Here is a 14,575-nt window from a genome sequence, read left to right on the forward strand (position 1 = left end):
GCTCGGTGCCGCGGTGACTGATGTCGTGACCCGCCACGAGAGCCTGCGCACGGTCTTCACAGTGACCGACGGGGTGCCGCACCAGGTCGTGGTGCCTGCGGACCAGGCCGATGTCGGATGGCAGGTGGTGGACGCCAGCGGATGGTCGGCGGACAGGCTCCAGCAGAGCGTCGGCGCCGCTGTTCGTTACGCATTCGACCTGGCTCACGAGATCCCATTGCGAGTCACGCTCTTTCGGGTCTCCCCTCTTGAGCACGTGCTGGTGGCGGTGGTGCACCACATCGCTGGGGACGGCTGGTCGATAGCGCCGTTGATGCGCGATCTGGGGGTGGCGTATGCCAGTCGCTGCGCGGGGACGGCCCCGGGTTGGGCTCCGTTGCCGGTGCAGTACGTGGATTACACGTTGTGGCAGCGTGAACAGCTGGGTGAACTGACCGACCCCGACAGCCGCATCTCCGCACAGGTTGCGTACTGGGAGCGGGCGCTGGCGGGGCTGCCGGAGCGATTGGAGCTGCCGACCGATCGGCCCTATCCGCCGGTCGCCGACTATCGCGGTGCCAGCGCGGCGGTGAACTGGCCTGCCCAGCTGCAACAGCGAGTGGCCCGGGTGGCCCGCGAGCACGATGTCACCAGCTTCATGGTGGTACAGGCGGCACTGGCGGTCTTGTTGGGCCGGCTGAGTGCGAGTTCCGATGTGGCGGTGGGATTCCCGATCGCTGGACGCCGCGACCCCGCACTGGACGACTTGGTCGGGTTCTTCGTCAACACGTTGGTGCTGCGGGTGGACGTGGACGAGGACCTCACCGTCGCTGGACTGTTGGACCAGGTGCGACGGCGCAGCCTGGCTGCTTACGAGCATCAGGACGTGCCGTTCGAGGTGCTGGTGGACCGCCTCAATCCGGCCCGGAGCCTGACACACCATCCGCTGATCCAGGTGATGTTGGGTTGGCAGAACTTCACCGGGCGCAACGTCGGTGATGATGCGTCCGAGGCCGCCATGGCAGACGTGCACATCAGCCCCCTGACGGCCGACACCCTCAGCGCCCGGATGGATCTGGTGTTCTCACTGGAGGAGCGATTCGATGATTCCGGTGCGCCCGCTGGAATCTCGGGAATGGTCGAGTTCCGCACCGATGTGTTCGACGCCTCCACCGTCGATGTCCTGATCGGGGAACTTCAACGAGTGGTGGCGGCACTCACCGTCGATGTGGATCGCCCGTTGTCCGCGGTCGAGGTGCTCGACGACGCCGAGCGTGCACGGCTGGAGGAGATCGGCAACCGCGCCGTGCTGGCCCAGCCGGCGCCAGCGACAACAGTTCCGGCGGCATTCGCCAGACAGGTCACTGCGCGACCGCAGTCGGCGGCTGTCACCTTCGGCGACCGAACGATGACCTACCGCGAACTCGATGAGGCATCGGATCGTCTGGCGCACCGTCTGGTTGGGTGCGGTGCTGGGCCCGGTCGATGTGTGGCGCTGCTGTTCGACCGCTCGGCTGCCGCGATCGTGGCGATGCTCGCGGTGCTCAAATCCGGTGCCGCCTACCTGGCCATCGATCCGACTCTTCCCGACACCCGGATCGCCTTCATGCTCGACGATGCGGCTCCTGTCGCCGCCGTCACCACCAGAGGACTGGCAGCGCGCTTAGCCGGGTTCGAGCTCGAGATCGTCGACATCGACCACGTCGAGGAGCCGGAGGCCCCGAACCGTCCGCTGCCGGCCCCGGCACCCGGCGACATCGCCTATCTGATCTACACCTCGGGGACCACCGGAACCCCGAAGGGAGTGGCGATCGCGCACGACAACCTGACGCACCTGGCCGACTCCATGCCCCCCGGTCTGGCTGCGGAACAGGTGTGGACACAGTGCCATTCCTACGCGTTCGACTTCTCGGTGTGGGAGATCTGGGCCGCCCTGCTCACCGGTGGGCGGCTCGTGGTGGTCTCCGAAGAGGTGACGAGTTCACCGCAGGATATGCATGCGTTGTTGGTCGCCGAGCGCGTGAACGTCCTCACTCAGACCCCCTCGGCGGTGGGCGTACTGGCCCAGCAGGGATTGGAGTCAGTGGCACTGCTGCTCGGCGGCGAACCGTGTCCGCCTGATGTCGTGGACCGTTGGGCGCGGGACCGGGTGGTGATCAACGCCTACGGACCGACTGAGGCCACGGTGTACGCGGCGATGAGCGCCCCCCTGGCGGCGGGGACGGACCCGGTGCCGATCGGCGCGCCGGTCTCGACCGCGGCGTTGTTCGTGCTTGATCGGCGGATGCGGCCGGTACCCGAAGGTGTGGTTGGGGAGTTGTACGTGGCCGGGCGTGGTGTCGGCGTCGGGTACCTGGGCCGGTCCGGGTTGACGGCGTCGCGGTTTGTGGCGTGTCCGTTCGGTGGGGTGGATGCGCCGGGGTTGCGGATGTATCGGACCGGGGATCTGGTGCGGTGGGATGCCGATGGTCAGTTGCAGTATCTGGGGCGGGCCGATGAGCAGGTCAAGATTCGCGGGTACCGCATCGAGCTGGGCGAGATCCAGGCGGCACTGGCCGACCTCGACGGCGTCACCCAGGCGGTGGTGATCGCCTGCGGCGATCATGCCGGCGACAAGCGCGTCGTGGGCTATGTCACCGAAAGCAGCGCTGGTGCAGTCGATTCCGCCGCTGCACGAGAGGCATTGGCCGAGCGGCTGCCGGCCTACATGGTGCCGGCTGCGATCATGGTGCTCGAGGGGCTGCCGCTGACGGTCAACGGCAAGCTCGACACTCGGGCGCTGCCCGCGCCGCGATACACCGCAGGCACCTACGAGGCGCCGGGCACCGCCACCGAGAAGGCTCTGGCAGACATCTACGCAGAAACTCTGGGTCTGGATCGCGTCGGTGTCGACGATTCGTTCTTCGACCTGGGTGGAGACTCCCTCAGCGCGATGCAGGCGATCGCCAAGATCAACAGCCGGCTCGAGACCGACATTGCGGTGCGCACGATCTTCAACGCACCCACGGTGCGCGGGTTGAGCCAGGAGCTGGGCAGGGCCGACAGCTCCGACGAGGTGGTTGCCGTGGAGGTCCTGCGACGGGGTACAGGTGTTCCGTTGTGGTGCATACACGATGGCTTCGGACTGAGCTGGCCCTACCGCGCGTTGGGGAAACACCTCGACACCACGATCATCGGAATCAACGAGGTCCAGCAGGTCGACGGCGGGCCACCCGTCTCCATTCGGGCAATGGCGGCCGACTACGCGGACCGCATTCAGTCCCACGACCCCGTCGGACCCTACAGGTTGCTGGGGTGGTCGTTCGGCGGGGTCGTCGCCCATGCGGTCGCCGTTGAACTCCGCCGTCGCGGCTGCGACGTGCAGCGGTTGGTTCTGCTGGACCCGGCGGTCAACGCCAACACGGTCCTGGCGAGGAATCACGCGCTGGGAGAAAGTCATGTGCTCAAGCACATCCTGCGGTCCAACCGGATCAAGGTCCCATGGCGGTGGGGGCCGCTGACCTATCAGAGGGCGCAGGAGTTGATCAACCGTCAGCATGGCGGTGAATTCGGGCTTCCGTCCGGTGAGTTGCTGGAGTTCATGGCTCGAAGCCTCGCCACCAACTGGCCTCTGCTTCTCGAGCATGAGCTCGAGGTCTTCGACGGCGATGCGGTGGTCTTCAGCGCTTCGCGGGGCGCCCACTTCCCCAGTTTCCGATCACGAAAGCGCGGACGGCTCGCCCGAATGGCGGTCCGCTATCAACAACGCAGCTGGCGCCCCTTCGTCGCCGGTGAATGCTCCGAGAACGCGGTCGACTGCACGCATTACGAGATGCTCACCGGCCCATCCCTCGATACGTACGGTGAGCAGCTTCAGAGACTGCTGGGCAGCGAGCTGTCCGGTGGATCGCGGACCGGTTGATCGTGTGTCGCTTCTTCGCCCGGATGACTCTGCGGCGCAGGGGATTGGTTTCCCAGTTCGTCAGGACGGAAGGGGTTTCTTCTAAGGCGTAGTACGGGGAGGGTGCAACGCTTCGAGCGCCGCGGGCAGCCGAAGCGGTGGTGTCCGACGCTCGGTGATGCGGAATCGAATTCGGTGCCGCGCCAACTCGCCGTCAGTTTCGAGGAATTCCTCGAAAGGGCGACATCGGCTGCCCGCCAGCGCGTTACCGTGAAGGAGGGCCTTCGAGGGAACGCGTGCACGCACCGCGCAGCCGCGGCGCACAGGCGAGCCGAGACCTGACCGCAGTTCAGCCCATGGCAAGGGGGGATACGTGCCGACGGACATCGTTGATATGCCGCGAGGTGGGCCACGGGCATCGTGGCTGTCTCGGCGGCTGCAGACCGACCGACTGGAGTACCTGGATCGCGACGACGTCGACGAACTGAAGGCCAAGGTCGTGGCCTCACTCGACCGCGGCGGCCGCCGACCGCGATTCGGCACCTACGAGAAGCATGCGCGGATTGTGATGGACGAGGTCTCCGAACTGGACGCACCGAAGATCCTCGAACTCGGGTGCGGCCTCGGAGGGTTGTCGAGGCGGCTTCTCGAACTCCATCCCACTGCCGAGCTCACCGTCACCGACATCGATCCCGCGTTCGTCTCCGCGATCGCGGCCGGTGATCTGGGCAGCCATCCGCGCGCCACGGTCAGAACCATGGACGCCACCGCAATCGATGCTCCAGAAGGGTATTTCGACCTCGCACTGTTCTCGCTGTCGCTGCATCACCTGCCGCCCGAACTGGCGGCCCGGGTGCTCGTCGAAGGGACGCGAGCGGCCAAAAGGCTGTTGATCATCGACATTCACAGGCCGCCGCCGCTGTTTCACGTCGCGATGATTGCGGCGGTTCTGCCACTGGCGCGAATTCCAGTGGTCCACGACGCGATCATCAGCGGTCTGCGCGCCTACAGCCCAGCGGCGCTCGAGGCGCTCGCCGAACATGCGGATCCCGCAATAGCCGTCGACTTCCGACCTCGACGGCGGGGGCTGACCGTCATGGTGGCAGCGCGTCGCGGCCGACAGAGGGCAGCCGGTGGCGAGGGCTCGAATCGAGGTGCTGCCAACACCGACATGGCCGGTCTCAGCGAATTGTACGGAGGCGAAAAACCGAAGAACGCCAACAGTAAACGACTAGCGCAGTAACATTGCGGCGATGTGGGGGTCCTTAGCCGTACTGGCTCTTTTGACGACGATCAACCCGGTCCGAATCGGGATCATTCTGCTCGTGATCACCCGGCCGCGCCCGATGCAGAATCTGCTTGCGTACTGGACCGGCGCCGTGATCGTGGGGCTGCTCAGCCTGATCGTCCCGTTGCTCGTGCTGTACGCCAACCCATCGTCGGCATCGTTTCTGGACGACTTCTCCCATCCGACCGCGAATCCGACCGCTCAGCGCACCGCGATCGGCGTCGGGGTGTTCCTGCTCGTCGTCGGCGCCCTGATCGCCGTGCGGTCCTTGCGGCGTACACCGAGCGTCGCCAAGCATGCGGCGAAACGCAAGGACGCGAAGGTGGGCGGTGGATCGACGATGGTGCTGGAATCCACCGCCCCGTCTGTGATTACGCGACTCCTTCATCCCTCAGATGATGAGGAGACGGCAGACGAGTCCACGGGACGGCGAACTCTTCGCCGAATTCGCAAGGCGTGGAAAGACGGGTCCCCGTGGATCTCGTTCGGCATCGGCATCGGCATCCTGCCGCCACTCGACGGCCTGCTCTTCGCGCTCGCCATCATCGTGGCCTCGGGTGAAGCCCTCGGCGTTCAGATCGTCACCGTCATCGTCTACATCTTCGGCGTCCTGCTCATTGAGGAGATCATCCTCATCAGCAATGTGCTTGCGCCAGCGAAGACCCAAGCGGCGCTGCGCCGTCTGCACGATTGGGCGCGGGTTCACCATCAGAAGTTCCTCGCGGCCATCCTGATCCTGGTCGGGTGCTCACTGGTGCTGCGGGGACTGGGTAATCTTTGAGCCGGGTCACGCCACGGTCGCCGTGGACGCGACACCCCCGAGCTGCTCGGTGATCGCTCCCGCGGTCGCCATGAGCGCTGCAGCGCGTTCCGTGATCTCGTCGTCGGCCAGGGCTTTACCGATGTGCAGCGAGACGACCATCACCTGGCGCCGGTGATGGTCGAACACCGGCGCCGACATGACGCTGATGTCATGAGAGGTGTCCTCGGGTGTGGCCTCGTCGCGCAGGTACACCCGTTCGCCGATGTCGGACACCAGCTCACCCAGCAGGGCCCGCAACTCGTCTGGCAGCTCCGTCGACACACCGGCCATGAGCGCGTACAGGCGCCGGCCGCCCGGCGTCAGGCGCTCGACCAGATACCCGTCCCTGCGGCAGGTTTCGACCACACGATGCAGCCGAGCGGTCTTCGTGCGCAGCGGCAGCGTCGGCTCCTTGGACAGCCAGTCCCGTAGGGCCTGCTCGTCCCACAGCACGAACATGAGGCCGATCGGAGGGGCGAACGGATAACTCTGGCCGACCTCGACGCCCGACCGGGCCCCCGGTGGCGCCACGAGTTCGATCAGCGTGATGCGATCGTCGATCACCCCGGACAGCGCGGCGGTTGCTCCAAAGCGCGCGGACAGCCTGCTGAGCTCCTCGCGCGCACCGGGGCTCACCCGCAGCGACTCCTGGGTTCGATGTCCCAGTCTGATCAGGGCTGGACCGAGGCGGTAGGTCTTGTCGACGGGGTCGCGCAGCACGTAACCCGCATCGCCCAACGTGGTGACGATCCCCAGGCACGTGGGCTTGCTCAGGCCGAGGCGACGGGCGAGTTCGGACACACCGAATCGTTGATCGGGGTGGTCGGCCAGGAAGTCGAGAATCTGAACCACCCGCTCGGTGGGCGGTGAGGTGCGGCTTGAGGCGCCGGGCGCGGACACGGCGCCAGATTAACACCGTTGGTTCATATATGAAACGATTCGGTCGAAATATTGACTGGTGCTGGAACGGGTTCTAGCTTCGAGGTGTGTACTCAAAGGCATTGACGGATGCGATCGCTGAGGCCGAACACCTCGTGTCGACCGCGCCGTTCATCGAATCGGACGCCGACCTCGCCGAAGGCCTGCAATACCTGGCCGGCTGCATCTCCGGGTGTGTGCACCTGGCCTTCGACTACGACCGCGACCACCCCTTCTTCCAGTCGGGCACCGGCCCGTTCACCAAGATGGGGCTGGACAACCCGGACACCCTCTACTTCGGTACGCGGGTCCAGCCGGGTCACGAGTACGTCGTCACCGGCAGGCGCGGCACCACCACCGATCTGAGCTTTCAGGTCCTCGGCGGTGAGTACACCGACGACAATGTGCCGGCCAGTCAGGCCGCATTCGACGACCGCGAGCTCGACATCGCCGACGACGGCTCCTTCGAATGGCGGATCACGCCGAACGCCCCCTCGCAGCTGTTGGTGCGGGAGGTCTACAACGACTGGGCGGCCCAGCGAGGGCACATCAGCATCGCCAGGACGGACACCGCCGGCACGGCGCCGGCACCGCTGTCCCGTGAGCTCGTCGAGAAGCGGTATGCGGTCGCCGGCAGGCAGCTGGTGCAGCGCGTCAAGACGTGGCTGCAGTTCCCGCAGTGGTTCTACAACACGCTTCCGGTCAACACCATGGTCGCGCCGCGACTCACGCCGGGCGGTCTGGCGACTCAGTACTCGTCGGTGGGGCATTTCGACCTCAAACCCGACGAGGCGATGATCATCACCGTTCCGGTGTCCGACGCGCCCTATATGGGATTCCAGCTGGGAAGTCTCTGGTACATCTCGCTCGACTACATCAACCACCAGACGTCGTTGAACGGCACACAGGCGCAACCGGATCCGGACGGCATGATCCGCATCGTGGTCGCGGACGCCAACCCCGGCGTGACCAACTGGTGCGAAACGCTGGGGCACCGTAAGGGGTACCTGCAGTTCCGCTGGCAACGGTTGTCGCGGGAGCTGACCGAGGCCGACGGCCCAACTGTCGAAGTGGTCGACATCGACCGGGTCGCGGAGGTGCTGCCGCACCACGAGCACAACAAGATCTCCGATGCGGACTGGCGCGAGCGGATCGCCCTGCGCCAGAAGCAGATCGCCGACAGGATGGTGGGCTGAACATGACGGGTTCGTACGGTCTGCTCGACGGGAAGGTCGTGGTGATCAGCGGCGTCGGTCCCGCGCTGGGGACGACGCTGGCGCGGCGCTGCGCCGAGAACGGCGCTGACCTGGTGCTCGCGGCGCGCACCGTGGAACGTCTCGACGACGTGGCCAAACAGGTCGCCGATCTGGGCCGCCGGGCGGTCTCGGTGGGCACCGACATCACCGACGACGCTCAGGTCGAGAACCTGGTGAAGGCCACCCTGGATGCATACGGCAGGGTGGATGTGTTGATCAACAACGCATTTCGGGTCCCGTCGATGAAGCCGTTCGCCAGCACCACCTACGAGCACATGCGCGAAGCCATCGAGTTGACAGTCTTCGGCGCACTTCGGATGGTGCAGGGGTTCACCCCGGCATTGGCAGAGTCCAAGGGCGCGGTGGTGAACGTCAACTCGATGGTGGTGCGGCATTCACAGGCCAAGTACGGCGCGTACAAGATGGCGAAGTCCGCGCTGCTCGCGATGTCGCAGACGCTGGCCACTGAGCTGGGTGAGCAGGGGATCCGGGTCAATTCCGTTCTGCCCGGTTATATCTGGGGTGGCACCCTGGAGGCCTACTTCACGCATCAGGCCGGCAAGTACGGCACCTCCGTCGAGGAGATCTACAAGGCCGCCGCGGCCGGATCCGACCTCAAGCGCCTGCCCACCGAGGACGAGGTGGCTTCGGCGATCCTGTTCATGGCCAGCGATCTGTCCAGCGGCATCACCGGGCAGGCGCTGGACGTCAACTGCGGGGAGTTCAAGGCATGAGCACCCCACGCACTGATGTCGGCACGGTCGAGGACCTGCACGCCTCGGCGGTCAAGGCCTGTGGGCTCGACGATTTCGGGTCAGACGACGACAACTACCGCGAGGCGCTCGGGGTGCTCCTCGAGTCGTACGCCCGCGATGCAGAGCTGACGGAGTTCGGCAGCAAGATGCAGCGCTTCTTCGCGCGCAACGCACTGGTGGCGCGGCTGTTGAGCGAGGCCTCGTGGAAGCAGTATCCGCAGTACGCCGACATCACCATCGAACGTCCCATCTTCGTCACAGGGTTGCCGCGCACCGGCACCACCGCCCTGCACCGACTGCTGACGGCCGACCCGGCCCACCAGGGCCTCGAACTGTGGCTGGCAGAGTTCCCGCAGCCTCGCCCGCCGCGCGAAAGCTGGCCGCAGAACCCCGTGTTCGCCGAACTCGACGCCCGTTTCAAGAAGGCCCATCAGGAGAACCCGGACTACACGGGCCTGCACTACATGACCGCCGACGAGGTCGAGGAGTGCTGGCAGCTTCTGCGGCAGTCGCTGCATTCGGTGTCGTATGAGACGTTGGCGCACGTGCCGACCTACTCGCGGTGGCTGTCGCAGCAGGACTGGAGCCTTCCGTATCAGCGGCACCGTCGCAATCTTCAGCTGATCGGCCTCAATGAGCCCGAAAAGCGCTGGGTGCTCAAGAATCCCAGCCACCTGTTCGCCCTCGACGCACTGATGGCCACCTATCCCGACGCATTGGTCGTCCAATGCCATCGGCCTGCCGAAACCATCATGGCCTCGATGTGCTCACTGGCGGCGCACACAACCGCGGGGTGGTCCACCAAGTTCGTCGGCGCTCAGATCGGGGCGGACTCGATGGAGACCTGGTCACGCGGGCTGGAGAAGTTCAACGCCGAGCGCACCAAGCACAACCCGGCCCAGTTCTGCGATGTCGACTATTTCGACTTCGTCGGCGACCCCGTGGCCTGCGTCGAGGGAATCTACCGCCACTTCGGCCTTGACCTGACCGACGCCGCCCGGAAGGCCATGCGGGATATGCACACCGAAAGCCAGCAGGGCCCGCGCGCCCCCAAGCACACCTACACACTCGACGATTACGGTCTGACCGCCGAGCAGGTCAAGGAGCGCTTCGCGGGGCTGTGACGTCCCTCAGGGCTGCAGAAACGGGTTGGTGCGGCGTTCCACGCCGATGGTCGTGGGGTCGCCGTGCCCGGGAAGGATCAGACTGCGGTCGTCGAGCACCAGCAGTTTGGAGATCAGCGACCCCAGCAGCTGGTTGCCGCTGCCTCCACCGAGATCGGTGCGGCCCACGGTCCCCTTGAAGAGGGTGTCCCCGGTGAACACCACATCGGGGTGCCTTTCGTCGGTGATCCGGAACGTCACCGACCCCGGGGTGTGCCCGGGCGTGTGGTCCACCTCGATGGGGATGCCGCCCACCGAGAGCCGATCCCCGTCCGCGATCTCGACAACCTGCTCGGGTTCACGACACATCACACTGACCAGGCGCTGCGTCAGTGCAGGACCGACGCCGCGCAGGGGATTCCGCAGCATCGCGCGATCGGCGGTGTGGATGTGGCAGGGGATGCCGTACTGATCGCTGACGCGCTGCGCGGCCCACACATGGTCGAAGTGCCCATGCGTGATGAGGACGGCGCGCGGCGCCAGGCGGTGCTCGCGGAACAGTTGACGCAGTCGGGGCAGGGCTCCGTCGCCGGGGTCGACGACGAGCGCCTCACGGTGGCCGCTGCGGAACAGGACATAGCAGTTGGTGGCGACCCAACCTGTGCGGAAGTGCAGGATCTCCAGTGGCCCGACGCGTTGGTGCTCTGTCACGGCCCGAAAGGGGTCAGCCGTCTCCGGGTGACGGCGCACTCGACACAGCCTCAAGGCACCCCTCGGCGATGGCGTGCCTGATGCTGTCGGACAGTCGCGGGCAGGCCCGCAGCCGAGAACTGTTCTGGCCGTTGGCCCGTGCCTCGGCGAACACCGCGCACCGCTCCGTTGCCTCGGTGCTCCACTGCACTGCGGTGTGCTCGGGGCCCAGCTTCTTGACCGCCACGGTGGCATGACAGAAGCGGCAGTCCACCGGGGCCAGACCGGCGGTCAGGTATCGCTCACGGTCTGCCTGCGAGGCGGCCCGGATGGCGGCGGCCCGATCCGGGTCGTTTGCGTAATCCGGTGCCTTACGCCAGCTTCCGGTGCTGGGCGACGGTGTGGGGTGGTCGTGCTCGTCATCGTCGTGACCACCGTGCAGCAGCAGCATCGAGCGGGCCAGAGTGTCGACATCTGGCATCTGGCCCCGCTCGTTGCGTGCTGACATCAGTTGGTCTGCTCCGCCTTCTCGGATTCGCGGGCCTTCAGGTTCTCCTGGACCTCGACGTTCCACTTCTCGACGGCCGCGGTGGTGTCGACCTCCATCTCGAAGCGGTCCGTCATATCCGGCGTGATGTCGGCGACGTCGACGTAGAACTGCTGGTACCACCGGCGCATCTGGTAGACGGCACCGTCCTCCTCGACCAGCAGAGGGTTGTCGATGCGGGTCTTGTGCTTCCAGATCTCCACGTCCTGCAGGAAGCCCTTGCTCACCCCGTCGGTGAACGCGTCGGCGAGTTTCTCGGTGGTGGCGTCGTCGAGACCCTGCGGCTTCTCGACGATGACGCCCCACTGCAGGACGAAGCTGTCCTGGCTCACCGGATAGTGGCAGTTGATCAGGATCGACTCGGCCTTGAAGTCGCCGTAGGTGTTGTGCAGCCAGTTGATCATGAACGACGGGCCGAAATACGAGGCCTCGGAGTCCAGCTTGGCCTCGCCGTATGCCGTGCCCATGTCGTTGATGTCGGGCCGGCCGACGTTGTGCAGATACTGGCTGGCGATGTGGCCCTCGAAGACGTTCTTGAAGTACGTCGGCAGGCCGAAGTGGATGTAGAAGAAGTGCGCCATGTCGGTGACGTTGTCGATGATCTCGCGGCAGTTGCTGCCCTCGATCAACAGGGTGTTCCACTTCCAGTCGGTCCACTCGCCGCTGGCCCATTCCGGAATGTCCGGGATGCGGACCTCGGGCTGCGGCGGATTGCCCTCGTGGTCATGCCAGACGAACAGCAGGCCGCCGCGCACGTCGGTGTGCCACGCCCGGGTGCGGGCCAGGCGAGGGGTGCGCTTGGCGTACGGAACCAGCTTGCACTTGCCGTCGCCGCCCCAGCGCCAATCGTGGAACGGGCAGGCGACCTCGTCGCCCTTGATGGTGCCCTGGGAGAGGTCTCCACCCATGTGGCGGCAGTACGCGTCGAGAATCTTCAGCTCACCCGACGAGTCGGCGAACACCACGAGCTTGGTGCCGAACGCGGTGATCGAGTGTGGCTGGCCGTCCAGGTAGTCCTTCACCGGGCCGAGGCAGTGCCAGCCCCGGGCGTACCGGTCCGGCAGTGCGCCGGTGTCGATCTCGCGAATGCCGCCGCGGGCTGTTTCAGTGGTCACGTCGCGCCTCCAGTCAATGCCTTCTAACTAGAACACGTTACAGTTTTACCCGGTTTATGCGCAATGCAACCCGGGTCTAGCTGGAAAAACGGTGACCAAAGTCCCATCTGCCTAGCTTCCAGCGGGCAGTCCCACCCGAAGCGCGATCCGCTGCATCTTGCCGACCGCGGTCACATAGCGGTCTGTCGTGGCGTCGCCGACGGCGCTCTGGAACTCGAGGCGTACCAGCGCCGGGCCCTGTGTGAAGAACAGCAGCGTGACGGCCTTGGCGCCGTCGGGGGCATTGCCCCGGATCAGGGTGCCGTCGGTTCCCACCCGGGACGGCTGGGGCGTACCGACCACCACCGAGTCGACCTTGGTCAGCGCCTGTCGCAGTGTCGCGGTCGCGGTCGCGGGGTCGGGGTAGATGGCGAACGTCGCGGAGATGGCCCGGGTGTCGTCGTCGTTGACGAACAGTGCGCTGGCCCCCGGCAGGCCGTTGGGGTTCGGTGTCGACGACCGCAGCGCGAAGTTGTCGTCCTCATCGGACAGATCCTCTGCGGTCAACAGAAGCGAGCTGTAGTCGACCGGCGCGGCGTCCTTCTTGGTGGGTGTCGTCGTCACCGGGGACGTGGGCGACGGAGCGACGCTGGTCCACCTCGACGACTCATTGAGGTCTGAGGTCGTGCTGCATCCGACAAGGGACAGAGTCACGGTGACAGCCGCGCAGGCGACGAGTCGACGGCGGTGATTGATCAAGGGCATGGAAAGTTTCGGCACAGGGGAGGTCTTTGCGGTGGCAGGGCGCACTGAACGGGCGTGAAGAGCGGGGATCCACCCCACCGTACCCGGGTGTGGTCGCCGCGTTCAGCCAATGCGATGGCCACCGGCCGTCAGCGTCCGGCAGAAACCCCAGCTCATGCGCCGCGCGACGGCCGGATCCGGGTGATGAAACTCTCCTGAAGCGGCGGCCTTCAGAATGTCAGATCTTCTGCGCGGACGCGGTCGCGCGGTCGACTTCCCAGTACGCGCGCAGTGCGGTGATCTTCCCCGCTTCGTTGACCCGGTAGGTGAACACTCCCTCGGCGACGACGCGGTAGCCGGCGGTCTCGATCACGATGTGCCCGACGTTGGCCTCCTCGTCGCCGCACTGGTAGGTCCTGTCGAAATGGAACGTCAGAGCGCTCGGTGCGATGGCCATGTCGTAGAAGCGTGAGATCGCGTCCACACCGCGGTGGCCCCTGCCTTCGGGGTCGAAGTGTGAGGGGCCGATCGGGTCCTCGACGATCGCGTCGTCGTCGAACAGCGCCAACCACGCTTCCTTGTCGTGCGCGGCGGCCGCTGCCCGCGAGCGTTCGCCGGCCAGGTGCACCGGGGATCCGGTCACGCCTGCCAGCCCGAATGGATGTAGGTGTCGGCGAACCGCTTGAGCGAGTCCTTCTTCTTCTCCACGGGGGCGTCGAAACCGAGCCCGTCGAAGATCCACGGGATGACGATGTTGTCGGTGACGCCGGCCTCGGCGAGTTCGCGATGCCCGTCGACACCGAACTTGTCGATGCACACGGCCTGATACTCGAACGGTTGGTCCGCGCGGCCGAACTCGGCGCGCAGCGCCTCCAGTTTGCCGATGGTCTCGGCGAGTTGGGCGCAGGTCATCATGGCGCTGGTCCACCCGTCGCCGACCCGGGCGGCGCGCCGCAGCGCCACATCGGTGTGCCCGCCGACGTAGAACGGCACCGGCTGGCTCGGAGCCGGGCTCATCTGCAGTCGGTCGAAGTCGAAGAAGCTCCCGTGGAACTCGACCATGCCGCCGGCGAGCACCAGCTTGATGATCTCGATCATCTCGTCGACACGGGCGCCACGTTTGGCGTAGGGCACGCCGCACCACTCGAACTCCTCAGGAGCCCAGCCGATCCCAACGCCGAAGCCGAACCGGTTGTTGGTGAGGTTGGCGACCGAGCCGACCTGACGGGCCAACAGAAGTGGATTGCGTGAACCCAGCTTCAAGACGTTGGTGTAGAACCGCAGCGTCGACGTCACGGCCCCCATCGCACCCGCGGCGATCAATGGATCCACCCAGGGGGTGTCGGCGTTCCACATTCGTGAGCCGTCGGGCGTGTACGGGTAATCCGCCGACTGCTTCTCCATGTAGAACAGCGAGTCGGGCAGCGCGATGGCGTCGAATCCGACCTCCTCTGCGGTGCGGGCGATGTCGATCAGCTGGTCGATCGGGCCCATCGCCACACTGCAGGTGTACTTCATC

Annotated in this window: 12 protein-coding genes and 1 pseudogene (1 of these 13 running past the window's edge); 6 read left to right on the forward strand and 7 right to left on the reverse strand. The window is 65.9% G+C overall.

Going from position 1 to position 14,575, the window contains the following annotated elements; translation table 11 throughout:
• From A5727_RS27550 to A5727_RS17435, 3 genes and pseudogenes are all read left to right on the forward strand, one after another.
• Positions 1 to 3,880: the final stretch of a non-ribosomal peptide synthetase gene (locus A5727_RS27550; protein WP_068252102.1), read on the forward strand. Its footprint begins 9,617 nt before the window's first position; only the last 3,880 of its 13,497 coding nucleotides appear in the window; the start codon falls outside the window, past its left edge; it ends in the stop codon at positions 3,878 to 3,880.
• A 373-nt stretch (positions 3,881 to 4,253) separates the two neighbouring features.
• A pseudogene (locus A5727_RS17430) lies at positions 4,254 to 4,970 on the forward strand (class I SAM-dependent methyltransferase); the annotation flags it as partial.
• A 142-nt stretch (positions 4,971 to 5,112) separates the two neighbouring features.
• Positions 5,113 to 5,928: a GAP family protein gene (locus A5727_RS17435; RefSeq protein WP_068252110.1), complete on the forward strand. Its 816-nt coding sequence runs from the start codon at positions 5,113 to 5,115 to the stop codon at positions 5,926 to 5,928.
• A gap of 6 nt (positions 5,929 to 5,934) precedes the next feature.
• Here A5727_RS17435 and A5727_RS17440 read toward each other — a convergent pair whose 3' ends face one another.
• A complete protein-coding gene (locus A5727_RS17440; protein ID WP_068252113.1) occupies positions 5,935 to 6,849 on the reverse strand; it encodes an IclR family transcriptional regulator in 915 nt (304 codons plus the stop codon).
• An 86-nt stretch (positions 6,850 to 6,935) separates the two neighbouring features.
• Here A5727_RS17440 and A5727_RS17445 point away from each other — a divergent pair, with 86 nt between their 5' ends.
• Genes A5727_RS17445 through A5727_RS17455 form a run of 3 tightly spaced genes read left to right on the forward strand, consistent with a single transcriptional unit; the run spans position 6,936 to position 10,002 of the window.
• A complete protein-coding gene (locus tag A5727_RS17445) occupies positions 6,936 to 8,063 on the forward strand; it encodes a hypothetical protein (RefSeq protein WP_068252117.1) in 1,128 nt (375 codons plus the stop codon).
• A gap of 2 nt (positions 8,064 to 8,065) precedes the next feature.
• Positions 8,066 to 8,857, forward strand: coding sequence for an SDR family oxidoreductase (locus tag A5727_RS17450; RefSeq protein WP_068252120.1), 792 nt, complete (start codon positions 8,066 to 8,068; stop codon positions 8,855 to 8,857).
• A complete protein-coding gene (locus A5727_RS17455; protein ID WP_068252122.1) occupies positions 8,854 to 10,002 on the forward strand; it encodes a sulfotransferase family protein in 1,149 nt (382 codons plus the stop codon). The genes A5727_RS17450 and A5727_RS17455 overlap by 4 nt, the downstream gene beginning before the upstream one ends.
• 6 nt (positions 10,003 to 10,008) lie before the next feature.
• Here the strand turns inward: A5727_RS17455 and A5727_RS17460 are convergent, their stop codons facing one another.
• From A5727_RS17460 to A5727_RS17485, 6 genes are all read right to left on the reverse strand, one after another.
• Entirely contained in the window at positions 10,009 to 10,665 is a 657-nt protein-coding gene (locus tag A5727_RS17460) for an MBL fold metallo-hydrolase (protein ID WP_068252270.1), read from the reverse strand.
• Between the two features lie 40 nt (positions 10,666 to 10,705).
• A complete protein-coding gene (locus A5727_RS27555) occupies positions 10,706 to 11,179 on the reverse strand; it encodes a hypothetical protein (protein ID WP_068252125.1) in 474 nt (157 codons plus the stop codon).
• Complete coding sequence (locus A5727_RS17470; protein WP_068252128.1) at positions 11,179 to 12,333, reverse strand: 3-ketosteroid-9-alpha-monooxygenase, oxygenase component; 1,155 nt, start codon at positions 12,331 to 12,333, stop codon at positions 11,179 to 11,181. Before A5727_RS17470 ends, A5727_RS27555 begins: the two co-directional genes overlap by 1 nt.
• Before the next feature lie 111 nt (positions 12,334 to 12,444).
• Positions 12,445 to 13,026, reverse strand: a complete 582-nt coding sequence (locus tag A5727_RS17475) for a hypothetical protein (RefSeq protein WP_068252273.1) — start codon at positions 13,024 to 13,026, stop codon at positions 12,445 to 12,447.
• Positions 13,027 to 13,294: 268 nt separating this feature from the next.
• Positions 13,295 to 13,699, reverse strand: coding sequence for a nuclear transport factor 2 family protein (locus A5727_RS17480; RefSeq protein ID WP_068252131.1), 405 nt, complete (start codon positions 13,697 to 13,699; stop codon positions 13,295 to 13,297).
• Complete coding sequence (locus A5727_RS17485; RefSeq protein ID WP_068252134.1) at positions 13,696 to 14,574, reverse strand: TIGR03619 family F420-dependent LLM class oxidoreductase; 879 nt, start codon at positions 14,572 to 14,574, stop codon at positions 13,696 to 13,698. Before A5727_RS17485 ends, A5727_RS17480 begins: the two co-directional genes overlap by 4 nt.
• Position 14,575: the final 1 nt, after the last annotated feature.

Origin of the sequence: Mycobacterium sp. ACS4331 (genome assembly GCF_001667265.1) — a bacterium.
In the GTDB taxonomy this organism is placed as follows: domain Bacteria; phylum Actinomycetota; class Actinomycetes; order Mycobacteriales; family Mycobacteriaceae; genus Mycobacterium.